At 56.5% G+C, this 22,995-nt stretch carries 25 protein-coding genes; 15 read left to right on the top strand and 10 right to left on the bottom strand.

Translation table 11 applies throughout. The features are described 5' to 3' along the window. The first annotated feature begins 176 nt into the window (after nt 1–176). The 3 genes from rfaQ to JK621_RS16820 are packed head-to-tail and all read left to right on the top strand — an operon-like array spanning nt 177 to nt 3,483. Nucleotides 177–1,259, top strand: coding sequence for a putative lipopolysaccharide heptosyltransferase III (gene rfaQ / locus JK621_RS16830; RefSeq protein ID WP_212556921.1), 1,083 nt, complete (start codon nt 177–179; stop codon nt 1,257–1,259). Further along, entirely contained in the window at nt 1,256–2,383 is a 1,128-nt protein-coding gene (locus tag JK621_RS16825; protein WP_212556920.1) for a glycosyltransferase family 4 protein, read from the top strand. The genes rfaQ and JK621_RS16825 overlap by 4 nt, the downstream gene beginning before the upstream one ends. Nucleotides 2,384–2,385: 2 nt before the next feature. Continuing rightward, nucleotides 2,386–3,483, top strand: a complete 1,098-nt coding sequence (locus JK621_RS16820) for a glycosyltransferase (protein ID WP_212556919.1) — start codon at nt 2,386–2,388, stop codon at nt 3,481–3,483. A gap of 32 nt (nt 3,484–3,515) precedes the next feature. Here JK621_RS16820 and JK621_RS16815 read toward each other — a convergent pair whose 3' ends face one another. After that, nucleotides 3,516–4,529: a glycosyltransferase family 9 protein gene (locus tag JK621_RS16815; RefSeq protein ID WP_212556918.1), complete on the bottom strand. Its 1,014-nt coding sequence runs from the start codon at nt 4,527–4,529 to the stop codon at nt 3,516–3,518. 125 nt (nt 4,530–4,654) lie between these two features. Between JK621_RS16815 and waaA the strand changes: the two genes are divergently transcribed. The 3 genes from waaA to coaD are packed head-to-tail and all read left to right on the top strand — an operon-like array spanning nt 4,655 to nt 7,195. After that, the gene (waaA, locus tag JK621_RS16810; RefSeq protein ID WP_212556917.1) at nt 4,655–5,932 is read left to right on the top strand and encodes a lipid IV(A) 3-deoxy-D-manno-octulosonic acid transferase; all 1,278 of its coding nucleotides are present in this window, start codon (nt 4,655–4,657) and stop codon (nt 5,930–5,932) included. Further along, complete coding sequence (locus JK621_RS16805) at nt 5,933–6,706, top strand: glycosyltransferase family 2 protein (RefSeq protein WP_212556916.1); 774 nt, start codon at nt 5,933–5,935, stop codon at nt 6,704–6,706. A gap of 3 nt (nt 6,707–6,709) precedes the next feature. Continuing rightward, complete coding sequence (gene coaD / locus JK621_RS16800) at nt 6,710–7,195, top strand: pantetheine-phosphate adenylyltransferase (RefSeq protein WP_006320126.1); 486 nt, start codon at nt 6,710–6,712, stop codon at nt 7,193–7,195. On the opposite strand, the gene mutM is transcribed toward coaD, so the two are convergent. The 4 genes from mutM to radC all read right to left on the bottom strand — a co-directional run bounded on the left by mutM (nt 7,196) and on the right by radC (nt 9,447). Beyond that, on the bottom strand, nt 7,196–8,005 hold the full coding sequence (gene mutM, locus JK621_RS16795) for a bifunctional DNA-formamidopyrimidine glycosylase/DNA-(apurinic or apyrimidinic site) lyase (RefSeq protein WP_212556915.1): 810 nt from the start codon (nt 8,003–8,005) through the stop codon (nt 7,196–7,198). Nucleotides 8,006–8,084: 79 nt separating this feature from the next. Further along, on the bottom strand, nt 8,085–8,252 hold the full coding sequence (rpmG, locus tag JK621_RS16790) for a 50S ribosomal protein L33 (protein ID WP_002208990.1): 168 nt from the start codon (nt 8,250–8,252) through the stop codon (nt 8,085–8,087). An 11-nt stretch (nt 8,253–8,263) separates the two neighbouring features. Then, nucleotides 8,264–8,500, bottom strand: a complete 237-nt coding sequence (rpmB, locus tag JK621_RS16785) for a 50S ribosomal protein L28 (RefSeq protein ID WP_004931195.1) — start codon at nt 8,498–8,500, stop codon at nt 8,264–8,266. 263 nt (nt 8,501–8,763) lie between these two features. Next, nucleotides 8,764–9,447 carry a RadC family protein gene (gene radC / locus JK621_RS16780; RefSeq protein WP_212560219.1) on the bottom strand — a complete coding sequence of 228 codons (684 nt, stop codon included), beginning with the start codon at nt 9,445–9,447 and terminating at the stop codon, nt 8,764–8,766. A gap of 182 nt (nt 9,448–9,629) precedes the next feature. On the opposite strand from radC, the gene coaBC reads away from it, so the two are divergent. The 3 genes from coaBC (at nt 9,630) to slmA (ending at nt 12,139) form a co-directional block, all read left to right on the top strand. Beyond that, nucleotides 9,630–10,847, top strand: a complete 1,218-nt coding sequence (gene coaBC / locus JK621_RS16775) for a bifunctional phosphopantothenoylcysteine decarboxylase/phosphopantothenate--cysteine ligase CoaBC (protein WP_212556914.1) — start codon at nt 9,630–9,632, stop codon at nt 10,845–10,847. Beyond that, nucleotides 10,825–11,283, top strand: a complete 459-nt coding sequence (gene dut, locus JK621_RS16770; protein WP_043912776.1) for a dUTP diphosphatase — start codon at nt 10,825–10,827, stop codon at nt 11,281–11,283. The genes coaBC and dut overlap by 23 nt, the downstream gene beginning before the upstream one ends. 259 nt (nt 11,284–11,542) lie before the next feature. After that, entirely contained in the window at nt 11,543–12,139 is a 597-nt protein-coding gene (gene slmA / locus JK621_RS16765) for a nucleoid occlusion factor SlmA (RefSeq protein WP_006320137.1), read from the top strand. A 48-nt stretch (nt 12,140–12,187) separates the two neighbouring features. Here slmA and pyrE read toward each other — a convergent pair whose 3' ends face one another. After that, the gene (gene pyrE, locus JK621_RS16760) at nt 12,188–12,829 is read right to left on the bottom strand and encodes an orotate phosphoribosyltransferase (RefSeq protein ID WP_212556913.1); all 642 of its coding nucleotides are present in this window, start codon (nt 12,827–12,829) and stop codon (nt 12,188–12,190) included. Nucleotides 12,830–12,922: 93 nt separating this feature from the next. Then, nucleotides 12,923–13,639: a ribonuclease PH gene (gene rph, locus JK621_RS16755; RefSeq protein ID WP_004953365.1), complete on the bottom strand. Its 717-nt coding sequence runs from the start codon at nt 13,637–13,639 to the stop codon at nt 12,923–12,925. Nucleotides 13,640–13,765: 126 nt separating this feature from the next. Between rph and JK621_RS16750 the strand changes: the two genes are divergently transcribed. Continuing rightward, complete coding sequence (locus JK621_RS16750) at nt 13,766–14,629, top strand: YicC/YloC family endoribonuclease (protein ID WP_212556912.1); 864 nt, start codon at nt 13,766–13,768, stop codon at nt 14,627–14,629. Between the two features lie 269 nt (nt 14,630–14,898). Continuing rightward, entirely contained in the window at nt 14,899–16,083 is a 1,185-nt protein-coding gene (locus tag JK621_RS16745; protein WP_212556911.1) for a NupC/NupG family nucleoside CNT transporter, read from the top strand. A gap of 30 nt (nt 16,084–16,113) precedes the next feature. Here JK621_RS16745 and JK621_RS16740 read toward each other — a convergent pair whose 3' ends face one another. After that, nucleotides 16,114–16,548: a DUF3574 domain-containing protein gene (locus JK621_RS16740; RefSeq protein ID WP_212556910.1), complete on the bottom strand. Its 435-nt coding sequence runs from the start codon at nt 16,546–16,548 to the stop codon at nt 16,114–16,116. A gap of 298 nt (nt 16,549–16,846) precedes the next feature. On the opposite strand from JK621_RS16740, the gene JK621_RS16735 reads away from it, so the two are divergent. Then, on the top strand, nt 16,847–17,464 hold the full coding sequence (locus JK621_RS16735) for a trimeric intracellular cation channel family protein (protein ID WP_006320142.1): 618 nt from the start codon (nt 16,847–16,849) through the stop codon (nt 17,462–17,464). A 6-nt stretch (nt 17,465–17,470) separates the two neighbouring features. Here the strand turns inward: JK621_RS16735 and JK621_RS16730 are convergent, their stop codons facing one another. Then, nucleotides 17,471–18,364 carry a LysR family transcriptional regulator gene (locus tag JK621_RS16730; RefSeq protein ID WP_212556909.1) on the bottom strand — a complete coding sequence of 298 codons (894 nt, stop codon included), beginning with the start codon at nt 18,362–18,364 and terminating at the stop codon, nt 17,471–17,473. Between the two features lie 116 nt (nt 18,365–18,480). Here JK621_RS16730 and JK621_RS16725 point away from each other — a divergent pair, with 116 nt between their 5' ends. Then, nucleotides 18,481–20,037, top strand: a complete 1,557-nt coding sequence (locus JK621_RS16725; protein WP_212556908.1) for an MFS transporter — start codon at nt 18,481–18,483, stop codon at nt 20,035–20,037. A 7-nt stretch (nt 20,038–20,044) separates the two neighbouring features. Here the strand turns inward: JK621_RS16725 and ligB are convergent, their stop codons facing one another. Continuing rightward, on the bottom strand, nt 20,045–21,748 hold the full coding sequence (ligB, locus tag JK621_RS16720; RefSeq protein ID WP_249337085.1) for an NAD-dependent DNA ligase LigB: 1,704 nt from the start codon (nt 21,746–21,748) through the stop codon (nt 20,045–20,047). Nucleotides 21,749–22,032: 284 nt separating this feature from the next. Here ligB and gmk point away from each other — a divergent pair, with 284 nt between their 5' ends. Both gmk and rpoZ read left to right on the top strand, forming a co-directional pair. Next, entirely contained in the window at nt 22,033–22,656 is a 624-nt protein-coding gene (gene gmk / locus JK621_RS16715; protein ID WP_199637537.1) for a guanylate kinase, read from the top strand. A 54-nt stretch (nt 22,657–22,710) separates the two neighbouring features. Then, on the top strand, nt 22,711–22,986 hold the full coding sequence (gene rpoZ, locus JK621_RS16710) for a DNA-directed RNA polymerase subunit omega (RefSeq protein ID WP_004953385.1): 276 nt from the start codon (nt 22,711–22,713) through the stop codon (nt 22,984–22,986). The last annotated feature ends 9 nt before the right edge of the window (nt 22,987–22,995 follow it).

Raw genomic sequence — 22,995 nt, 5'->3', positions numbered from 1 at the left:
TTACGCAGGGCGTTTCGCCAGGGCAAACGACTTTACTGCCTGGTTTGGACAACGTTGAAGGCCTTTTGTCTCTCCTTCACGCTATTTTTTCACTTCGCGGCAAGAAAACCGTGCAACAGTAGCCACATGCGATCGGGTCATTTAGAATCAAAGATTGGTTTCCCTGAAAGCGACTCATGATGAACGACGCGCCAGCCCCAGCTCCTGATACCTCGATACAGCGTATTCTGATCGTTAAACTTCGCCATCACGGCGACATGTTGCTGACCACGCCGGTCATCAATACCCTGCGGCAAAACTACCCGCAGGCGCAGATCGACGTGCTGCTGTACAAAGAAACCCAGGATATGCTGGCCAGCCATCCGGCGCTGTCGAATATCTTCGTTATCGATCGCCAGTGGAAAAAGCAGGGTACGAAAGCCCATCTGCGCCACGAGCTTAATCTGATCCGGCAGCTCAAAGGCCGACGCTACGATCTGGTGGTCAATCTGGCCGATCAGTGGCGTAGCGCCATTATCGCCCGCCTGACCGGCGCGCGAATTCGACTGGGGTTCGATTTTCCCAAGCGGCGAGGCTTCTTATGGCGCCATTGCCACACGCATTTGGTGCCGGTAAGCGACCACGCGCGGCTGCATACCGTTGAGCAGAATCTGTCGCTGTTACAACCGCTCGGCCTGCCCAGCCTCAACCAGCAGGTGACCATGAGCTATCCGCCGCAGGACTGGCAGACCTGCGAGCAGTTGTTGCGGCAACGGGGCATTACCGGCGACTATATCGTGGTGCAACCCACGTCCCGCTGGTTCTTCAAATGCTGGAGCGAAGAAAAAATGGCCGCCGCTATCAGCGCGTTGCAGGCCGACGGCCACCGGTTGGTGATCACCTCCGGGCCGGACACAAAAGAGCGGCAAATGGTGGAACGCATTCTGGCACTCTGCCCCCCGCAGGGCGTCGTTTCGCTGGCCGGCCAGTTAACGCTGCGCCAGCTTGCCGCCCTGATCGACCACGCCAAACTGTTTATCGGCGTAGATTCTGTGCCCATGCACATGGCCGCTGCGCTGCAGACGCCCTGCATTGCGCTGTTTGGCCCTTCCAAGCTGGTATTTTGGCGCCCATGGCAGGTTAACGGCTGCGTGATATGGGCCGGCGACTTCGGCACCTTGCCCGATCCGGACGCCATCAATACCGGCACCGATGAACGTTACCTGGAACTTATACCTACAGACGCGGTGATTGCAGCCGCGCGGAGCCGGCTAGCATGAAAGCATTTCGTTTGGCGATCGTTCGCCAAAAGTACCGCCCGGACGGTGGAGCAGAGCGTTTCGTCTCACGCGCCCTGGAAGCGCTGGAGCAGCAGGACCTCGATCTGAACGTCATCACCCGCGAATGGCAGGGTGATGCCGACCCAAGCTGGCATATTCATTTGTGCAATCCGATAAAGCTCGGGCGCATCAGCCGTGAACGCGGCTTTGCCGAGGCCGCCAGAGCGCTATGGCAGAAAGAGAAATTTGATCTGGTGCAGAGCCACGAACGTATCCCCGGCTGCGATATTTACCGCGCCGGCGATGGCGTTCACCGCCGCTGGTTGCTGCAGAGGGCGCGCTTGTTGCCCGAATGGCGCCGCAAATGGCTGTTTTCCAACCGCTATCACCGTTACGTAATGTGTGCGGAACGTGCGATGTATGCCGCACCGGAACTGAAAGCGGTCATCTGCAACGCCGAAATGATTAAGCAGGAGATCATCGACGACTTTGGGGTGCCGGCCGATAAAATCACGGTGATCTACAATGCCATTGATAATCAAAAGTTTCTGCCCGCCACGGCCGAGCAGCGGCAGCAATTGCGTCGACAATACCAGATCCCTCAACAGGCGCACTGCCTGATTTTTGTTGGCTCCGGCTTTGAACGCAAAGGGTTGGCGGCCGCCATCCGCGCCGTCGCGGCCACGGACAGCTATCTGCTGGTCGTCGGTAAAGATAAGGCCGAAAAGCGCTATCAGGCGCTGGCACAATCGCTGGGATGCGGCGATCGGGTGCGGTTTATGGGCGTGCAAAAACAGACGCTGCCGTTCTACCAGGTAGCTGATGCCCTGCTGCTGCCTACACTGTACGACCCGTTCCCCAATGTGATCCTGGAAGCGATGTCCTGCGGTCTGCCTGTCATCACCAGCACCACCTGCGGCGGCGCGGAATTTATCGCCCAGGGAGAAAACGGCTTCGTAACCGATGCGCTGGATGTTCCCGCTCTCGTCGCGGCGATCAAGGCACTGCCTCGTCAGGCATTGGGCTCAGCCATGGGTGAAGCCGCGCGGTTGCGTATTATGTCTGCCACCCCGGCACACCTGTCGGAACAGTTGATATCCCTCTATAACCGGTTGCTGGATTAACGATGCGCATTCTGATGATTATCGACGGCCTGCCCGGCGGCGGCGCAGAAAAAGTGGTGCTGACGCTGTGCCAGGGCATGCAGGAAATGGGCAATGACGTCAGCCTGATTTCGCTTCGCGACGTCTGTCACTACCCTATCCCTCCTGGCGTTCATTATCAGGTGGTTGCGGACAGCAGCCGTTCACCCTGGCGCAAACTGACCGAGCTGTCACGCCGCGCCGCCGCGCTGGATCGGGTTATTGCCGACAACGAACGCCGGCAGGGCGCCTATGATTTGGTGTTCTCTAACCTGCATAAAACCGATCGCATCGTCAGCCGCAGCAAGCTGCTCTCTTCGGATCGCCTGTGGTTTTGCATCCACGGTATGCTATCGACCTCTTATCTCGGTCATCGCAAGGGCCTGGATCGTTGGCTGAAACAGCGGAAAATCGCCGGCGTTTACCAGGGCCAAAATATCGTGGCCGTATCGAAAGCCGTCGGTGACGATCTGCAACAAAACCTGCCTATCCACCCGAACCGATTGGCGGTAATCAACAATCCGTTTGATATTGCCGCCATCGAACAACAGGCAGCGGAACCCTGTGAACTGGCGGGCCAGGAGTATCTGGTGCACGTCGGACGCTTTCATCCGCACAAGCGGCACGATCGCCTGCTGAAAGCCTATGCACAATCGGGCATACAGGCGCCGCTGGCGCTGATTGGCGCCGGCAGCGAAGCCCAGGTAGGGGAAGTGAAACAGCTGGCAAGCCAGTTGGGCATCGCCGATCGCGTACTGTTCCTCGGTTTCCAGGCCAACCCTTATCCGTTTATTCGGCACGCGTCGCTGTTGGTGCTCAGTTCCGACAGCGAAGGCTTTGGCAATGTGCTGGTGGAAGCGTTGCTATGCGGCACGCCGGTGGTCAGTACACGCTGCCCGGGTGGGCCTGCTGAAATTCTGGAAAATACCGGAATGGGTAACGCACTGGCAGAACTCAATGAAACGTCGCTGGCAGAAAAAATGGCGGAAATTTACGCCAACCCGCCTGAAATTAATCACCAGCAGTTGCTTAACTACGGGCTTGAGCCTATTTGCCAACGTTATTTGGCACTTAAGAAATAAATAAGGCAGGGAATTCCCTGCCTTTATCTTAATTAATCGAACGTTTGTATTTTCCGCCAGACATCATCAACGGTGACATCAATACAATCACCCGACTCGGTTTGCAGAATGTGATAACGCCCGGTCCATGGATGCCAGGATTCTTTATTCGTATCGCCAAAGAACACCACCATGTCTTTATTCAACGCCGCAGCCAGATGCATTTGCCCGCCATCGCTGCACAACACCCTGTCGCATAAATCAAAACCGGCGAGCAATTCCCGCACCGAGGCCGTCGGGTAAGGCGCCACGCGTTCATTCTGACACAGCGCCAACAGCTGTTCCGCACGTTTTTGGTCACCAATATCATCCGGCGTCAGCGTGCCTTGCGGGGACCAGAAAATCAGCACTCCGGTGTTTTGATCGGCGACTAAGCGATTGATAATTTCGGCATAGCGTTCTATCGGCCAGCGTCGTTTAGGGCTGCGACTGCTGATATGGACCGCGCAAACTCGCCCGACCGGCGGCAAGAGTTTTTGCATTCGCTGCGCCGCCTGCCGGCGCTCTTCCGGGGTCAGGAATACGCGCACCGGCGGGATCGGGATGCGCTGTTCGGTAATTGCCGATAAGTAGCTGTAGGTATGTTCTACCTGATGCTTGCCGCTGAAATCTTGCTTACGGAAAGGATGATGAATATCAGGCGTGCCTAAATCCGCGCCAATAATATTGCTTACCCCCGCCATTTTAGCCAACCGCAGGCTGTACTTGCAAGGCACCGGATTGGCCAGGATCGCCGCGTCGAATTTTATTTTACGCAGCTTAAGGAAAATCATCAGACGCTCAAAATAAACCCCTAATGTGGTTTCACCTTTCGTCTTGTGCTTTGCCTTTTTATAGACAAAAACCTTTTCAAGGTACGGGTTGTTTTTAACAACGTCCTGGCTGACTTTATTGATTAACAGATAAAGTTTGGCATCCGGATAGGCAATTTTCACCCCTTCAATCAGAGGAGTCGTACAAACAAGATCGCCAATATTGTCACGGCGAATAATTAAAATATTCTTCATTCCAAGCCTATCAGCGAAATCTCTCGCCTGTTGTCTGAAACTGACACCAAAGGTTACCAAATTAGCGCCTTTCCCTTCCAGTTATGGTACTATTCTGACTAACCCATATAAATGAAATTGATAGAATGTTGCTGCGTTTATATCAGGTACTACTCTACCTCATCCAACCCCTGATCTGGCTCCGCTTACTGCTGCGCAGCCGCAAAGCTCCAGCCTACCGTAAACGCTGGGCAGAACGCTATGGCTTCTGCGCCGGAAAAGTCGTGCCGGGCGGCATCATGCTGCACTCCGTCTCCGTGGGGGAAACGCTGGCCGCCATCCCGTTGGTCCGCGCGCTGCGCCACCGCTATCCCTATTTACCGATTACTGTGACCACGATGACGCCAACAGGTTCAGAGCGCGTTCAGTCCGCTTTCGGTAAAGACGTTCATCATGTTTATCTGCCTTACGACCTGCCCGGCTCCATGCGCCGCTTCCTCGATCAGGTGAACCCCAAGCTGGTTATCATCATGGAAACCGAGCTGTGGCCAAATCTGATTAACGCGCTGCATCAGCGTCAGATCCCGCTGGTGATCGCCAACGCACGCCTTTCTGCCCGCTCTGCGGCCGGTTATAAAAAAATCGGCGGTTTTGTCCGCGACATGCTGCGCCGCATTACGCTGATCGCCGCGCAAAACCAGGAAGATGGCGAACGCTTTATCGAGCTTGGCCTGAAGCGCTCGCAATTGACCGTCACCGGCAGCCTGAAATTCGACATTTCCGTCACGCCCGAGCTGGCTGCGCGCGCGATCACGTTACGCCGCCAATGGGCACCGCGGCGCCCGGTGTGGATCGCGACCAGCACCCATGAAGGTGAAGAAACCATTCTGCTGGCGGCGCACCGCAAGTTGCTGGAAAAGCACCCCGACCTGCTGCTGATTCTGGTGCCGCGTCACCCTGAGCGTTTCCCTACCGCCAAAGAGCTGGTGCAGAAAGCCGGTTTCAGCTACACCCTGCGCAGCAGCGGTGAAATCCCCTCCGGCAGCACCCAGGTGGTGATTGGCGATACCATGGGCGAACTGATGCTGCTGTACGGCATTGCCGATCTGGCCTTTGTCGGCGGCAGCCTGGTAGAACGCGGCGGGCATAATCCGCTGGAAGCCGCCGCACACGCAATTCCGGTGCTGATGGGGCCGCATACCTTCAACTTCAAGGATATCTGCGCCAAGCTGTCGCAGGCCGAAGGGCTGATCACCGTGACCGACGAAGACTCTCTGGTCAAGGAAGTCGCCACCCTGCTCACCGACGAAGACTATCGCCGCTATTACGGCCGCCATGCGGTGGAAGTGCTGTATCAGAATCAGGGAGCGCTGCAGCGCCTGCTGCAACTGTTGGAACCGCACCTGCCGCCACGGAGCCATTAAATGAGCGACCGCAAAAGCCTGTCGGTGGTGATCATCGCCAAGAACGAAGCCGGGCTGCTGCCGGATTGCCTGAACTCTGTAGCCTGGGCGGACGAAGTGGTCATTCTCGATTCAGGTAGCCAGGATGACAGCATCGCCGTTGCCGAAAGCCTCGGCGCCAAAGTGTTCGTCCATACCGACTGGCAAGGCTTCGGCAAACAGCGCCAACGGGCCCAAAGCTACGCCAGCCACGACTATATTCTGATGCTCGACGCCGACGAGCGCGTCACGCCTGAACTGCGCCAGTCAATTGAACAGACGTTGGCCGCGCCTGACGACAATCAGGTCTACAGCTGTGCGCGCCGCAACCTGTTCCTTGGGCGTTTTATGCGTCACAGCGGCTGGTATCCGGATCGCGTCAACCGGCTGTACGCCAACCGACGCTATCGCTATAACGACGATCTGGTGCATGAATCGCTCAATATAGGCGCTGCGAAAGTGGTGCCCCTCAGCGGCGATCTGCTGCATCTGACCTGCCGTGACTTTTTCGCCTTCCAGCGCAAACAGCTGCATTATGCCGAAGAATGGGCCAACCAGCGCCATCAGGCCGGCAAGCGCTGCGGTTACTCCTCCATACTGACTCATACTCTCGGCGCCTTCTGCAAAACCTGGCTGCTGCGCGCCGGCTTCCTCGACGGTAAACAGGGGTTGCTGTTAGCCGTGGTCAACGCGCAATATACCTTCAATAAATATGCCGCATTGTGGGCATTGGGCCGCAACTCTTCAGAGAAGTGAATCATGACCAGTAAAGCCATTTATCCCGGTACTTTCGATCCCCTGACCAACGGCCACCTGGATTTGGTGACTCGCGCGTCATTGATGTTCGATCACGTCATTCTGGCCATTGCCGCCAGCCCAAGCAAAAAACCGTTGTTCACGCTGGAAGAACGCGTGGCGTTGGCCACCCAGGTCACATCGCATCTCGATAATGTCGAAGTATTGGGATTCAGTGAGCTGATGGCGCATTTTGCCGCCCATCAAAATGCCAACATTCTGGTGCGCGGCCTGCGTGCGGTTTCTGACTTTGAGTATGAATTGCAGTTGGCGAACATGAACCGCCACCTGATGCCAACGCTGGAAAGCGTGTTTTTGATGCCATCCGAAGAGTGGTCGTTTATCTCTTCCTCTCTGGTGAAGGAAGTGGCGCGCCACGGCGGCGATATAGCACCTTTCCTGCCGGACGTGGTCACCCAGGCACTGATGGAAAAGCTCGCCGCACAATAATCAGCGTTGGCAGCGCCGGCAGAAGAAGGTGCTCCGCTGCCCGTGTTTAGCGGATTCAATCGGCGTGCCGCACACGCGGCAAGGTTCACCCGCCCGGCCATACACCTGCAACTCCTGCGCGAAATAGCCCGGTTTGCCGTCCGACTGCAGGAAATCGCGCAGCGTGGTGCCACCTTGCTCAATCGAGCGTAGCAATACCGCCTTAATGGTTTCCACCAGCAGCTCAGCCTCCGCTTTACTCAGCGAGCCGGCCGGGCGATCGGGCAGGATCCCGGCGGTGAACAGGGATTCGCTGGCGTAGATGTTGCCAACCCCCACGACCAGCTTGTTATCCATCAGCCAGGGTTTGATCAACGTACGCTTGTTGCGTGATTTTTCGTACAGGTAGGCACCCGTAAAGGCTTCACTCAGCGGCTCCGGCCCAAGATGCGCCAGCACGTTGCTGGTCGCCAGGTCGTCACACCACAGCCAGGCGCCAAAACGGCGAGGATCGGTATAACGCAGCGTCATACCGTTACTGATCACCAGATCAACGTGGTCGTGCTTGCCGGCTTCGGTTTCCTCGGCCAGCATGCGCAAGCTGCCGGACATCCCCAAATGGACGATAATCCAGCCCCGGTCCAGTTCAATCAGCAGATACTTGGCGCGGCGTTGCACGCTGCGTACCGGCCGGTCGCTCAGCGCCAGAATTTGCTCGGAAACAGGCCAGCGCAGCCGTGCGTTGCGCACCACGGCATATTGAATGCTATGGCCCACAAGATAAGGTTCAATACCACGTCGGCTGGTCTCTACTTCTGGTAATTCAGGCATCTGGCACTCTCCCGTCGGTTTCCTACCCTTTTAAAACAAAAAACCCGGCCTAAGCCGGGTTTTTATTAATCCACTAAAATTATTTAATTTTAGCTTCTTTGTACAGTACGTGTTGACGGACAACTGGATCGAATTTCTTCAGTTCCAATTTTTCCGGCTTAGTACGCTTGTTCTTCGTGGTGGTATAGAAGTGACCAGTACCAGCAGAAGAAACCAGCTTGATCTTCTCGCGAACACCTTTAGCCATGATGCAGTTCCTTAATACTTCTCACCACGGGCACGCAGATCGGCCAAGACCGTCTCAATACCCTTCTTATCGATAACACGCATACCTTTAGCAGATACACGCAGCGTTACAAAGCGCTTCTCAGCCTCAACCCAAAAACGGTGTGAGTGCAGGTTCGGCAGAAAACGGCGCTTGGTCGCGTTCATTGCGTGGGAACGGTTGTTACCGCTCACCGGGCGCTTGCCAGTAACTTGGCAGACTCGGGACATGTCTATTCTCCAAAAATCAAATCAGCTCGAGCTTCGTATAGGGTATGGCCGCCTCGTCAGGCTTTTAGAGCCCATCTCAGCAAACTCCATACTGAGGAGACTCCCGTCATCAGGTCAGAAACCACACATCAGGTTAGAAACCTGCTGAGATAGGCCCTTACGCCAAACCCAAGATTCTCAAAGGTGGCGTAGTATACGCTCTGAGGCGTAAGTGCTCAAGTCCCGAACAGCTAAAGATCCCTCAAGGATCGCGAAAAAATCGCTTAAAGCCATCCGCGCTCGGCAAAAGAGACGCACTCACCCCGACCTATCACCAAATGATCGAGCACTCGGATCTCCAATAACAGGCAGGCATTAACCACATGCTCTGTTATCAAACGGTCAGCGTGACTGGGCTCAGCCTTACCCGAAGGGTGATTATGCGCCAGAATAATGGCGGCCGCATTAGCCTTCAACGCTTCACGCACAATTTCTCTCGGGTGCACGACGACGCTGCTGATGGTACCAGCAAACATCTCCTGATGGCGAATGACACGGTGCTGATTGTCCAAAAATAATACCAAAAATACCTCCCGTTCACGATGAGCCAGCAGGCTTTGCAAATAATGCTGAGTTATTTTTGGGTTGAGCATGGCGTTTTCCTGTGCCAAGTGGCCGGAAAAGAAGCGAAACGCCAATTCTGAAATCGCCTGCAGCTGCGCATAGCTCGAATTGCCCAACCCTTTGTGGCTGCAGAAAACCTGATGATCCGCCGACATCAGGTGGTACAGCGAGCCAAACTGCTTCAACAGTTGCTCCGCCAGTTGCATGACATGCAGACCGGGGAACCCGGTGCGCAGAAAAATGGCCAGCAACTCCACATCGGACAGCGCCGCCGCACCGTCACGCAGCAACTTTTCCCGCGGCGCCAGCGCTCCCGGCCACAAGGTTATTACCTGACTGCTCATCATCATCCCCCCCGAAAGCGCCAAAGCATGCCATGCAGAGCGAAGGGCAGCGACAGGTGTTTGATAACATTGCGAAGTACTGCGCAAAGCGCAATGTAACGGGCTACAGAAGCAGCGGAATTGCTCACCTGTCTGGCGGTTATGCTAAAATGGCGCATCTTTCGGTTTTCAATCGGACAATCATGATGACGGGACTTTCCGGCAAACATATTGTGCTTGGCATCAGTGGCGGCATCGCCGCCTACAAATGCCCGGAGCTGGTGCGCCGCCTGCGTGACAGAGGCGCGGAAGTGCGTGTGGTAATGACCGGCGCGGCGAAAGCGTTTATCACGCCGCTGACGCTGCAGGCCGTTTCAGGCTATCCGGTCTCCGACGATCTGCTGGATCCCGCAGCCGAAGCCGCGATGGGCCACATAGAGCTCGGCAAATGGGCGGATTTAGTGATTCTGGCTCCGGCTACCGCCGATCTGCTGGCACGCGTCGCCGCCGGCATGGCCAACGATCTGCTGACGACCCTTTGCCTGGCGACCGCCGCCCCCATAGCCGCGGCGCCCGCCATGAACCAGCAGATGTATCGCGCCCCCGCCACCCAGGCCAATCTGCAAACGCTGCAGGCACGCGGCATGTTGCTGTGGGGCCCGGACAGCGGCAGCCAGGCTTGTGGCGATGTTGGCCCCGGCCGCATGCTCGATCCGTTGAACATCGTCGACCTGGCGAACGGTTATTTCTCCACTTCGCAAGATCTGCAACATTTAAAGATTATGATCACCGCCGGTCCAACGCGTGAGGCGCTGGACCCGGTGCGTTTCATCAGCAACCACAGTTCCGGCAAAATGGGCTTCTCTATCGCCCGGGCCGCCGCCGCACGAGGCGCACAAGTCACGTTAGTGACCGGGCCGGTCAACCAGCCGACGCCGCCGCGGGTAACCCGGGTAGACGTCATCAGCGCGCTGGAAATGGAGCAGGCGGTGCAGCAGCGCGCCGCTCAGCAGGATATTTTCATTTCCTGTGCCGCCGTAGCCGATTACCGTGCCGGGCAGATCGCCGGTGAAAAAATAAAAAAACAGGGTGATGAAATCATCCTCAAAATGGTAAAAAACCCCGACATCGTTGCCGGCGTCGCCGCAATGACTAAAAATCGACCCTTTGTCGTGGGGTTTGCCGCCGAAACCCAGAATGTGGAAGAATACGCGCGACAAAAACTGGCGCGTAAGAAACTGGATTTAATTTGCGCTAATGATGTATCGCTTGCAGAGCATGGGTTTAACAGTGACACCAATGCCTTGCACCTTTTTTGGCAGGATGGAGAAAAGCGCCTGGCGCTGAGCGATAAGGCACTCCTTGGCCAACGTTTAATAGACGAGATAGTCAGCCGTTATGATGAAAAAAATCGACGTTAAAATCCTCGACCCGCGTATCGGACAGGATTTCCCTTTACCGACCTACGCCACCCCAGGTTCAGCCGGCCTCGATCTGCGTGCCTGTCTGGACAGCGCGGTTGAACTGGCTCCAGGTGAAACCACGCTGCTGCCTACCGGTCTGGCTATTCACATTGCCGATACCGATCTGGCGGCGGTGATCTTGCCGCGCTCAGGTTTGGGCCATAAGCACGGCGTGGTGTTGGGCAACCTGGTTGGTCTGATCGACTCCGATTACCAGGGTCAGTTGATGGTTTCCGTCTGGAACCGCGGTCAAAAATCCTTCACCATCGAACCAGGCGAACGTATCGCGCAGATGGTCTTTGTGCCTGTTGTGCAAGCTGAGTTCAATTTGGTAGAAGAGTTCGACAGCAGCGAACGTGGTGCAGGTGGCTTTGGCCACTCGGGCCGCCACTAAGCGCAGCCCAAGGCTTGATGGTCGGCAGGGAAATGTCGTCCGAAACCTTGCCGCCCAGAGAGAAGGACATTTCAATGGCAAGGTTTGCCCGGCAACGATTACAGCGCACACCAGGTCGCGCGGAGAACACAGGTCGTTAAGACCGCTGACCCCAGCATCGTAAAAAAGCTATCACATAAGCCGCACAGAGATCTCTCTGCAATGGCCGGTGCGCGGGTTTCCGAAAGTCTAAGCAGTTTTAGCAAGGGTCTAATCAGACATGGCAGAAAAAGAAAATACCAAAAGGAACCGGCGCGAGGAAATACTGCAGGCGTTAGCCCAGATGCTGGAATCCAGCGACGGCAGCCAGCGTATCACCACGGCGAAGCTGGCCGCTAACGTCGGTGTCTCCGAAGCTGCGTTGTATCGGCATTTTCCCAGCAAAACACGGATGTTCGACAGTCTGATCGAATTTATTGAAGACAGCCTGATAACGCGCATCAACCTGATCCTGCAGGACGAAAAAGAAACCTTTAACCGCCTGCGCCTGATCCTGTTGCTGATTTTGGGGTTTGCCGAACGTAACCCTGGCCTGACGCGCATCATGACCGGCCATGCGTTGATGTTTGAGCAGGATCGCTTGCAGGGCAGGATCAGCCAGCTGTTTGAACGTATAGAGGCGCAGCTGCGGCAGGTGCTGAAAGAGCGCAAACTGCGGGAAGGCAAAGGCTTTATCGTGGATGAAACGCTGCTGGCCAGCCAACTGCTGGCCTTCTGCGAAGGTATGCTGTCACGCTACGTGCGCTCCGAGTTCCGTTACCGCCCTACGCAAGACTTCGATGGCCGCTGGCCGCTGCTGGCGGCACAATTGCAATAAGCCCTTTGTCAGGCGCGTTTTGGCGCGCCTGACAAAGTGAATAGCGCGTTAAACCCCGTACTGTTCACGATAGGCGCGCACCGCCGCCAGGCTCGCCGCCATTTCCGGTTTCTCTTCCAGATAAGCAATCAGATCTTTCAGCGTCACGATGGAAATCACCTTGCAGTGATAGTCGCGCTCGACTTCCTGAATAGCCGAAATATCCGCACGCCCGCGCTCCTGGCGGTCCAGGGAGATCAACACCCCGGCCAACGTCGCACCGCTGGCGCCGATGATTTCCATCGACTCACGGATTGCGGTGCCGGCGGTGATCACATCGTCCACCAGCATCACCCGGCCCTGCAGCGGGCTACCCACCAAAGTGCCGCCTTCGCCGTGGGTTTTGGCTTCTTTACGGTTAAAGCAGTAAGGCACGTCGCGCTCATGGTGTTCCGCCAGCGCTACCGCCGTGGTGGTGGCGATCGGGATACCTTTGTATGCCGGGCCAAACAGCAGATCAAAATCGATGCCGGAGTCCATCAGCGCTTCGGCGTAGAAGCGTCCTAACAACGCGAGATCACGCCCGGTATTAAACAGGCCGGCATTAAAGAAATACGGGCTGGTGCGGCCGGATTTCAGAGTGAACTCACCGAATTTCAATACCTGCTTGTTAAGCGCGAACTCGATAAACTGGCGCTGATAGGCTTTCATTACTGCTTCTCCTCGTCTGGGTCTGTTAGATCTGTTATTACCGCCACCCGATAGTCGGGCGTAAAAAAGGCGACTCTTCAGTCGCCTTAAAAATTACTCTGCCAGCGCCGCTTTCTGCGCCTGGAAGATGGTTTCGATGCCCCCCCGAGCCAGCGCCAACAGCGCCAACAGCTCGTCGTGGCTGAAGGGTTCGCCTTCTGCGGTGCCCTGCACCTCGATCATGCGGCCGTCTTCCATCATGACCACGTTCATATCGGTTTCTGCCGCAGAGTCCTCAACGTACTCCAGATCGCACAAGGCTTCGCCCTTGACGATACCGACGGACACCGCAGCCACCAACCCTTTCATTGGGTTGGCCTTCAGTTTGCCCGCAGCCACCAACGCATTAAGCGCATCAGCCAGCGCAACGCAGGCACCGGAAATGGAGGCGGTACGGGTGCCGCCATCGGCCTGCAGTACATCGCAGTCGAGGGTAATGGTGAATTCACCCAGTTTTTTCAGATCGACCGCCGCACGCAGCGAACGGGCGATCAGGCGCTGGATTTCCAGCGTACGGCCGCCCTGCTTGCCTTTTGCGGCCTCACGAGCGTTACGGCTGTGGGTGGAGCGCGGCAGCATGCCGTATTCGGCGGTGATCCACCCCTGGCCCTGACCTTTCAGGAAGCGCGGAACGCCTTCTTCTACCGTGGCGGTGCACAAAACTTTGGTATCGCCAAACTCAACCAGCACTGAGCCTTCAGCGTGTTTGGTATAGTGACGGGTCAGTGTCAGTGGGCGAACTTGTTGTGGTGCTCTGCCTGCAGGACGCATGGGCTCTCTCCGGCTTCTAATCTACGATTGGCTGCGCATTATACGGGCTTCGTGACGTAATGCCTATCCTGCCCGGAGGTCCAACGTTATAATCGTTCCATCTTTTCCTATTACGGGTACGCATCAATGATCCGCAGCATGACCGCCTACGCACGGAGTGAAATCAAGGGTGAATGGGGCAGCGCAGCTTGGGAGCTGCGTTCCGTTAACCAACGCTATCTAGAAACCTACATCCGTTTACCGGAACAATTTCGCAGCCTGGAGCCGGTGATCCGCGAACGTATCCGTGGCCGTCTGACCCGCGGCAAAGTGGAATGCAACCTGCGCTTCGAGCTGGACCCGAGCGCGCAAAGCTCGCTGATCCTGAACGAAAAACTGGCTAAACAGCTGGTTGAAGCCGCCAACTGGGTAAAAATGCAGAGCGATGAAGGGGAAATCGATCCTATCGACGTACTGCGTTGGCCTGGCGTGATGTCTGCTCAGGAGCAGGATCTGGACGCCATCAGCGCACAGCTGATGCAGGCTCTGGATGGCGCGCTGGATGACTTCATCACCGCTCGCGAAAGCGAAGGCACCGCGCTGAAAGCCCTGATCGAGCAGCGCCTGGACGGCGTCAGCGCCGAAGTGACCAAGGTGCGCGCCCAGATGCCAAACATCCTGCAATGGCAGCGTGAGCGCCTGGTCAGCAAGCTGGAAGAAGCTCAGGTGCAGTTGGAAAATACCCGCCTGGAACAGGAGCTGGTGTTGATGGCGCAACGTATTGACGTTGCCGAAGAGCTGGACCGTCTGGAAGCCCACGTAAAAGAGACGCATAACATCCTGAAGAAGAAAGAAGCCGTAGGCCGCCGCCTCGACTTTATGATGCAGGAGTTTAACCGTGAATCGAACACGCTGGCGTCCAAGTCGATTAATGCCGAAGTCACCACTTCCGCTATCGAGCTGAAAGTGCTGATCGAGCAAATGCGCGAGCAGATCCAAAACATCGAGTGATATTTTCTTCACTCAGCAAAACCCGCACTATGCGGGTTTTTTTATGAACTCACCCTGGCCCACTCCAGCGGCGATGGGTTTACAGGCATCTCCGCCGTAAAAGCGAGGCTTTTACGAAAAACTGCGGCGATCACCCAGAGAGTGACAATCCATAACCCATACCAGCCGCCCGAAGTATTTTGTTCTAATTATCACGTAAGGTAATGAAAGGCGGGCAAAGCTGTGGCTAAATGTGTTTTTTTCATGCCCGCAAGCCGTACGGACCCTTTATGCCGCAAATTCTGCAATTTATTTTCGCCCTGGTGGTGATCGTCGCCCTGGCGTTGCTGGTCAGCAACGATCGCAAGAGAATCCGCCTGCGCTATATTATTCAGCTCCTGGTCATTGAAGGCGCTCTCGCCTATTTCTTTTTGCATTCAGAAAGCGGCCTCAGCGTAATCAGGCACGTCGCCGGCTTCTTTGAAACGCTGCTGACCTATGCAGCGCAAGGCTCCGACTTTGTTTTCGGTGGCATGAGCAAGGACGGACTGGCATTCATTTTCCTGGGTGTTTTGTGCCCGATTATCTTTATTTCCGCGCTAATCGGTATTTTGCAGCACTTTCGTATTCTACCGCTGATTATCCGCCTGGTCGGCACCCTGCTGTCCAAGGTTAACGGCATGGGCAAGCTGGAGTCTTTCAACGCCGTCAGCACGCTGGTGCTCGGTCAGTCGGAAAACTTTATCGCCTATAAGGGTATTATCGGCGATATTTCGCCGCGCCGTATGTACACCATGGCCGCAACCGCCATGTCGACGGTCTCCATGTCCATCGTCGGCGCCTACATGTCGATGATCGATGCGCAATACGTGGTCGCGGCGCTGATCCTCAATATGTTCAGCACCTTTATCATTCTGTCGATCATCAACCCTTATCAACTGGACGATGAGCCTGAGCTGAAGCTGAACAAGCTGCATGAAGATCAGAGCTTCTTTGAAATGCTGGGTGAATACATTCTGGCAGGCTTCAAGATTGCGATGATTATCGCCGCGATGCTGATTGGCTTTATTGCGCTGATCTCTGCGGTGAATGCGCTGTTCTCCGCCGTGTTCGGCATCAGCTTCCAGCAGATTCTGGGCTACGTGTTTTATCCGCTGGCCTGGCTGATCGGCATCCCGGCGCAGGATGCGTTGCGGGCCGGCAGCATCATGGCGACCAAGTTGGTGGCCAATGAATTCGTAGCGATGATCGAGCTGAAGAAAATTGCGGCGGAACTGTCGCCGCGCGGCCTGGGCATTCTGTCCGTGTTCCTGGTTTCTTTTGCCAACTTTGCTTCTATCGGCATCGTCGCCGGGGCGATCAAAGGGCTGAATGAACGACAAGGCAACGTGGTGTCCCGCTTTGGCCTGAAACTGGTCTACGGTTCAACGCTGGTCAGCCTGCTCTCGGCAGCCATCGCAGGGTTGGTGCTGTAAGCAAATATCCCGGCCCCGGCCGGGATTGCCTCAGAACGCGACGCACACCGGCGCATCGACACGCATCACCGAATCCTGCGCAAACTGCTGCTTATAGCTGCTGCGCAGCGCCTCGATGTTGGTTTCACTGTCCTTGCCCGGCGCATGAATCAGCATCAATGCCTTGCTGTTCTCGCGCGCCAGCTTGCCGTCATTGCCCAGCCACTGTCCTTTGGCGTCAAACACCGACAGGCCGTCTTTAAAGCGCGGCGTCACCTGCCGATCGACAAAATTCTGCCACTCTGCTGCGGTAATCACCGGCCCGGCTGGGCGGTTCAGACCAAAATAAAGCGTGGTCTGGACCATAGGATCTCCGGCGCCGCAAACCTTCGTTTTTTGCTGCGTGGCATTCTGCGCCGTTGCGACACAGCCGCTCAACAACAAGGCGGTAACCAGGGCCGCCGCCAGCATGGGAGTATTTTTCATTTTATATTCATATTCCTCGGTGGGCACACCCGCCATCAGCCTGAAAGACACCGCCGATGCGCAGCGTAAAGATAGAATGCAAAAAGCATAGTCAACACTGGAAACTAACACGAAATATCTAATACCTTAATGGGCATTGAAAGGTTAAAAAAGGCCAACAACAAGTCAGGTAAACCACCACCAGATTAATTAAAGTAATCCGAATTGGCATTGGTTAGAAAAACTCAGTAGCGATCTGCCTCGTCGGCGATTACCCTTTCGGCCTTACACTCACTCCCGCCCACCCTGTGAATACCTTATGTTACTGAGCATTCTTTATATCATCGGCATCACCGCCGAAGCCATGACCGGCGCGCTGGCTGCCGGCCGCCGCCAGATGGATATGTTTGGCGTGATTATTATCGCTTCGGCCACAGCGATTGGCGGAGGCTCGGTGCGCGATATGCTGCTCGGGCACTTTCCGTTGGGGTGGGTCAAGCATCCTGAATATATCGTGATTGTCGCCATTGCCGCGATTGTCACTACCTGGGTTGCGCCGCTGATGCGCCACTTGCGCCGCCTGTTTCTGGTGCTGGACGCCGTTGGCCTGATTGTATTTTCAATCATCGGGGCGCAGGTCGCTCTGGATATGGGCCACGGCCCCATCATCGCCGCCATTGCGGCTGTCATCACCGGCGTATTCGGTGGCGTGCTGCGCGATATGCTCTGCAACCGCATCCCTCTGGTTTTCCAGAAGGAAATCTATGCCGGTATCTCCTTCGCCGCCGCCTGGCTGTACATCGGCCTGCAACACTTCAGCCTGCCGCACAATCTGGTCGTCATCATCACGTTGGTCGCCGGCCTGAGCGCCCGCTTGATCGCCCTGCGCTTTCGCCTGGGGCTGCCGGTATTCAACTACCAGCATCCAGACCATTAATACGGCTCATCTCAAAGGCAACATATGCTGCGCCAGGTAGTCTACAAAGACCCTCACCTTGGGCAGCATATGCCGGCTTGACGGCCACAGAGCCGAGAAAAATCCCTGCTCCTGCGTGTATTGATCCAACACCGCCACCAGTTGCCCGGCGTTAATGGCCGAACACAGCGTAAAATCCGGCAGGTAAGCGATACCCAATCCTTCCTGGGTGGCGTGGATCAACGCTTCAATGCTGTTGCAGCACAGCGTCACCGGGATCCGTTGGGAAACCGGCTCTCCATCAGAAAACAACCTCCACTCCTGCAGTTGCTGGCCCCCCGGGTAGCGGTAGCGCAGGCAGGCATGGTCGAGCAAATCTTCCGGCCCCTGCGGCGCGCCCCGACGCTGTAAATACTCAGGCGCACCCGCCAGTATCAACCGGAACGGCCCCAGCCGCCGGGCCATCAGCCGGGAATCCGCCAGCTCACCGCTGCGAACCGCCACGTCGATTCCCTCGGCGATCAGATCTACCATCCGGTCATTGAAGTCCACGTCCAGCTCAACCTCGGGATAAAGCGCGCTGAAATCAGCAAGCAAAGGTACCAACATTCGATAGCCGATAGCCGGCATGCTCACGCGCAGCTTGCCGCGCGGCGCATCGGAGATCCTCGCCATTTCGGCTTCGGCATTTTCAATTTCGCTGACGATGCGTTGGCAGCGTTCAAAAAACAACGCCCCCTCGTCGGTAAGATTGATACGCTGGGTGCTGCGGTTAAACAGCCTGACGCCCAACGATTCCTCAAGCCTGGCCACGCTTTTCCCGACGGCAGAGGCGGACACGCCCAGCCGTTCACCAGCGGCGACAAAACTGCGTAGCTCGGCAGCGCGCACAAAAGCCAATAAGCCACTGAGGCTGTCCATAGAGTCTCCAATTAGAGCGTTATTGTCCTTAAAGAGTGGAATATAGCCCCATTTCTAGCCAATTAAATCCACTTTATCATCCGCCCCAACCGACAATACTGCCGCTGGAGCTCATCATGAACCATCCTCACCCTCTTCCAGACCCGTATCCCGACCCGCAGCGCTGGATTATCTTATTCTCCGTCTGCCTGGCGGGGTTGATCATGCCGATTAACTTTACCGGCCCGGCAGTCTCTTTGCCCGCTATCGCCGCCAGCCTGGGCGGCAGCGTAGTCGCCCTCAGTTGGGTCACCAACGCCTTTATGTTGACCTTTGGCTGCAGCCTGATGATTGCCGGCGCTCTCGCCGATCGCTTTGGCCGCAAACGCGTGTTCATCAGCGGCCTGGCGGTGCTTACCCTAAGCTCAATGGTTATGCTGACGGTGCAAGATATCATCGCCTTTGATGTGATTCGTGCGCTTCAGGGGGTTGCCGCCGCAGCGGCGTTTGCCGGAGGAACCGCCGGTCTGGCTCAGGTATTCGATGGCGCAGAACGCGCCAAAGCCTTCAGCCTGTTGGGAACCACCTTTGGCATCGGCCTGGCATTTGGCCCGCTGCTGGCCGGTTTTTTGGTACAGCATTTTGGTTGGCACGCAATTTTTATCAGCGTGTCGCTGCTCAGCGCCATCGCCCTGTTCGCCGGTATACGCTATATGCATGAGTCACGCGATCCTGCTGCGGCCAAACTCGACTGGCCCGGCGCAGCCACCTTTACGCTGGCTCTGACATTATTGACTTATGCCGTACTGCAAGCCCCCGACAGCGGTTGGGGCAGCCGTGAAGTCATCGCCCTGTTCAGCGGCGCGCTGCTTTTCATGATTGCCTTTGTCGTGATCGAGAATCGCGTGCGCAGGCCGATGCTTGATCTGTCCTTATTCCGCTATCCACGCTTTGTCGGCGTGCAGTTTCTGGCAGCCGCCCCAGCCTATTCCTACGTGGTGCTGCTGGTTTTACTCCCGCTGCGCTTTATTGGCATCGAAGGTTACGGCACCCTGGAGGCGGGTATCGTTATGTTCGCACTCTCAGCGCCAATGCTGGTATTGCCTGTGCTGGCAGGCATCTTGGCGCACCGGTTTTCCGCCGGTATCATTTCCAGTCTGGGTTTGCTGATCTGCGCCTTCGGCCTGCTATGGCTGGCGCAATATGCGCCGGGGAAACCCTTAGTGTTATTGATCCTGCCGCTGTTGACCATTGGCTGCGGCATCAGCCTGCCCTGGGGATTAATGGACGGCCTGGCCGTCAGCGTGGTGCCGAAGGATCGCGCAGGTATGGCTACCGGCATTTTTAGCACCGTCCGCGTCGCGGGCGAAGGTATCGCACTCGCCGTGGTGGGCGCGTTGCTGGCCACCTTGGTTGAACAGCATCTGTCGGGCTCTCAGTTGGCCAATGCCACCGCCGGCGCCCACCGGCTGGCAATGGGCGACCTGCAACAAGCGACGGCGCTGCTGAATGTCGATACTGTGGCCTTGAAACAGAGCTACGAAGCCGCGTTTCATAACCTGCTGTATATTCTGGCTCTAGTGACGGCGATTTCAGCGGGCATCGTTTTTATTTTCCTGCGTCATGCCTCCCCCCCGCCAATCACACATCCACAGACGGACGCAAACTCGCTTGCCGAGAGATCTACGGAGTAACAGCACATCACCGGGTTCCGACAAAACCTGTTATTTCCTGTGCCTCTAGCGTGCCTACCAGCATCAGAAATGGCGGGTGCTGCAGAAAACCGGTGATTTGCTCGGCCTTTTTCGCGCCTATCCCGGTCATTTTTCGCCACTCACTTACGGGGAGTTGCCGTATCTGATGCCAGCTTTTCAGCGCCGACGTTTGTTGCAGGCTCAGCGGCACGCCCAAGGCTATCAGCCAACGAGCAAACGGCTGCTGTCGCGCCTGCTGAAATTGCCGGTGGATGCTTCGCCCGCGTTTATCACCGATACCGGGCGCTGACATCAGTTGCTCCGGCGTCAACACCAGCCAATCCAGCAAGTGCCGCACCAACCCCTGATCAATCAGCATCTGCCAGGTAGATTCACTGATGCCGTGCAGGCCGAGCCCTTGCGGGCCCCCCAACCACACCAGCCGCGCCAGAAACTGCTGACGGCACTCCGGCAGCCAGGTAAAGCAACTCAAAGCATGGTAGCGATCTGCAGCCGGCGCACTCGGCTCTCTTCTTTCTGCGGCCCGCCAGACCACCTTATCCAGACGCGGGATCCCGTGCCCCATCAGGCTAATAGCCACCTGGTCACCGGGCACAACCGCCCACTGCCGCCAACGGGGCAGCGATCCCAGGTTAACCCGCGCGACCCATTTATCATCCATCCTGAGGGGATCAAGCTTCAGCACCACGGCAATCTTTCCGGTACGGCCTACATTGAACTCGACATCATTGACCCTGGCGACCTGCTGCACCGGCGGATACTTCCAGGCAACCGCCCAATCGCCGGGCTTTGCCTGCCAGTAGCGCCCCTGCGGTGAGCGCGCCTGGTGAATCACCACGCCATCCGTGACGAAGGGCAGTGCTTCGCGATACCAACGCTCACGCCATTGCCGCACATCGTCCAGTGAACTCACGGGCTGGGAATAAGCCAGCGCGAGGGGGAATCCCATCGCGGCAAGCTGCTGCAAACGCTGCGTCATGTCTTGCGGGCCATCCGGCCATGCCCAGACAAACAGGCCTATCCGTTGCAAGACCGGCGAAAGCCGGTTTTTCATCAGCGCACCGGCTACCGTGGATCGGGCATTGATGCCGCCATGAATCTTTTGCTGATGATCGTTCACCATCAAAAAGAGTTCGCCTTGCAGAATCAACGTCGCCGGGGCGCCCTTCACCGCCGCCGGTATCGCCGGAATGGCCCGCACCTTTTCCAGCCAGTTTTCCCCCTGTAACCCGTTCCCCCGGCTGACGGCTGCCGCCAGTTCGCCATCGCGATACACCAAAGTAATAGCGACGCCGTCCACCTTTGGCTGAACCCAGACATCGCTGCGGCCTCGCAGCCATTGGCCCACGGCTGCAGGATCCGCCAATTTATGCAGCCCGGTATGCGCCACCGGGTGAGGCGTCTTGCCCGCCGGTAAAAGCGGACGAGCCTCCTCGCCCCTTTCCAGCCCGGCGCAGCGGCGCCACAACTGCAGCTGTTGCCGCAGGCTGTCGTAGACCTCATCCTCAATTAAACTGTCGCCCTGTTGGTAATAAGCCACATCCCAGCGTTCAAGCTGGTTTTTTAACGCGGTTATCTCCAGTTGCAGCCGCTCCGGCCGCCAGGCCGGACAACTTTCTGCCCGCAGCGCACCACAGAACATTAACCCGCCCAATAGCGCCATCCCGACCCGTATTCCACATTTTCGCATGGTGCACCTCCCTGATAACCGGCAGTAAAACCGGGTAGCGGCGCCTCGGCAACGGCCAGTTTTCCGAACTGCCAAGCGGCTCGAGAAAGGCAGATTACGTTGCATGAAAACGCGGAAATTTACCGATACGCTGCGCAAATACGCCGTTTAGCGGTTTTTTCAGCACAAAGCGGCGGGCAAAATGCGAGCTAACGCTGCACCCGGCGCGTTAGCCGTGTATACTGTGCGGAGAAAATACACATCCGCTGTTATTGGCACATCAACCGCTATCAACGAACATCATCATGGCTCAAGGCACGCTTTTTATTGTCTCTGCCCCCAGTGGCGCAGGGAAATCAAGTCTGATTCAGGCTTTGTTAAAGACGCAACCGCTGTACGACACGCAGGTTTCGGTTTCGCACACCACGCGCGACAGTCGCCCGGGTGAACATCACGGCGAGCATTATTTCTTCGTCTCAAAAGATGAATTCCGCCGGATGATTGAGCAGGATGCGTTTCTTGAGCATGCCGAAGTGTTCGGCAACTATTACGGAACCTCACGCGCCGCCATTGAGCAGGTGCTGTCGACCGGCGTAGACGTCTTCCTGGATATCGACTGGCAGGGTGCGCAGCAGATCCGCGCTAAAATGCCGCAGGCGCGCAGCATCTTTATTTTGCCGCCTTCGAAGGATGAACTCGGCCGCCGCCTGCGTGGCCGTGGGCAAGACTCTGAAGAAGTGATCGCCAAACGCATGGCGCAGGCCGTGGCGGAGATGACGCACTACGCGGAGTATGATTATTTAATCGTGAACGATGATTTCGATCTGGCCCTGTCCGATCTGAAAACCATTATTCGCGCAGAGCGCCTGCGTTTAGGCCGGCAATTGCTGCGGCATGACGCTTTAATCAGCAAACTATTGGCAGACTGAAGACAGTTTCAGTATTATGCCCAGTCTTTTCGTCACCTGTGGAGTAGCACAAATATGGCACGCGTAACTGTTCAAGACGCTGTAGAGAAAATTGGTAACCGTTTTGACCTGGTGTTGGTCGCTGCTCGTCGGGCACGTCAAATCCAGACTGGCGGTAAAGATGCACTTGTTCCGGAAGAAAACGACAAGTACACCGTTATCGCTCTGCGCGAAATCGAAGAAGGCCTGATCACCAGCCAGATCCTCGATGTTCGTGATCGTCAGGAGCAGCAAGAGCAGGAAGCCGCAGAAATTCAAGCGGTTACCGCAATTGCTGAAGGTCGTCGTTAATTAGACTGC

The sequence above is a fragment of the Serratia plymuthica genome, from assembly GCF_018336935.1.
Taxonomy (GTDB): Bacteria; Pseudomonadota; Gammaproteobacteria; order Enterobacterales; family Enterobacteriaceae; genus Serratia; species Serratia plymuthica_B.
This window is presented reverse-complemented; position numbering and strand designations above follow the sequence as displayed.

Coding starts and splice junctions, on each gene's coding strand:
- rfaQ (WP_212556921.1), top strand. CDS start 177: ATGATGAACGACGCGCCAGCCCCAGCTCCTGATACCTCGATACAGCGT.
- JK621_RS16825 (WP_212556920.1), top strand. CDS start 1,256: ATGAAAGCATTTCGTTTGGCGATCGTTCGCCAAAAGTACCGCCCGGAC.
- JK621_RS16820 (WP_212556919.1), top strand. CDS start 2,386: ATGCGCATTCTGATGATTATCGACGGCCTGCCCGGCGGCGGCGCAGAA.
- JK621_RS16815 (WP_212556918.1), bottom strand. CDS start 4,529: ATGAAGAATATTTTAATTATTCGCCGTGACAATATTGGCGATCTTGTT.
- waaA (WP_212556917.1), top strand. CDS start 4,655: ATGTTGCTGCGTTTATATCAGGTACTACTCTACCTCATCCAACCCCTG.
- JK621_RS16805 (WP_212556916.1), top strand. CDS start 5,933: ATGAGCGACCGCAAAAGCCTGTCGGTGGTGATCATCGCCAAGAACGAA.
- coaD (WP_006320126.1), top strand. CDS start 6,710: ATGACCAGTAAAGCCATTTATCCCGGTACTTTCGATCCCCTGACCAAC.
- mutM (WP_212556915.1), bottom strand. CDS start 8,005: ATGCCTGAATTACCAGAAGTAGAGACCAGCCGACGTGGTATTGAACCT.
- rpmG (WP_002208990.1), bottom strand. CDS start 8,252: ATGGCTAAAGGTGTTCGCGAGAAGATCAAGCTGGTTTCTTCTGCTGGT.
- rpmB (WP_004931195.1), bottom strand. CDS start 8,500: ATGTCCCGAGTCTGCCAAGTTACTGGCAAGCGCCCGGTGAGCGGTAAC.
- radC (WP_212560219.1), bottom strand. CDS start 9,447: ATGAGCAGTCAGGTAATAACCTTGTGGCCGGGAGCGCTGGCGCCGCGG.
- coaBC (WP_212556914.1), top strand. CDS start 9,630: ATGATGACGGGACTTTCCGGCAAACATATTGTGCTTGGCATCAGTGGC.
- dut (WP_043912776.1), top strand. CDS start 10,825: ATGATGAAAAAAATCGACGTTAAAATCCTCGACCCGCGTATCGGACAG.
- slmA (WP_006320137.1), top strand. CDS start 11,543: ATGGCAGAAAAAGAAAATACCAAAAGGAACCGGCGCGAGGAAATACTG.
- pyrE (WP_212556913.1), bottom strand. CDS start 12,829: ATGAAAGCCTATCAGCGCCAGTTTATCGAGTTCGCGCTTAACAAGCAG.
- rph (WP_004953365.1), bottom strand. CDS start 13,639: ATGCGTCCTGCAGGCAGAGCACCACAACAAGTTCGCCCACTGACACTG.
- JK621_RS16750 (WP_212556912.1), top strand. CDS start 13,766: ATGATCCGCAGCATGACCGCCTACGCACGGAGTGAAATCAAGGGTGAA.
- JK621_RS16745 (WP_212556911.1), top strand. CDS start 14,899: ATGCCGCAAATTCTGCAATTTATTTTCGCCCTGGTGGTGATCGTCGCC.
- JK621_RS16740 (WP_212556910.1), bottom strand. CDS start 16,548: ATGAAAAATACTCCCATGCTGGCGGCGGCCCTGGTTACCGCCTTGTTG.
- JK621_RS16735 (WP_006320142.1), top strand. CDS start 16,847: ATGTTACTGAGCATTCTTTATATCATCGGCATCACCGCCGAAGCCATG.
- JK621_RS16730 (WP_212556909.1), bottom strand. CDS start 18,364: ATGGACAGCCTCAGTGGCTTATTGGCTTTTGTGCGCGCTGCCGAGCTA.
- JK621_RS16725 (WP_212556908.1), top strand. CDS start 18,481: ATGAACCATCCTCACCCTCTTCCAGACCCGTATCCCGACCCGCAGCGC.
- ligB (WP_249337085.1), bottom strand. CDS start 21,748: ATGCGAAAATGTGGAATACGGGTCGGGATGGCGCTATTGGGCGGGTTA.
- gmk (WP_199637537.1), top strand. CDS start 22,033: ATGGCTCAAGGCACGCTTTTTATTGTCTCTGCCCCCAGTGGCGCAGGG.
- rpoZ (WP_004953385.1), top strand. CDS start 22,711: ATGGCACGCGTAACTGTTCAAGACGCTGTAGAGAAAATTGGTAACCGT.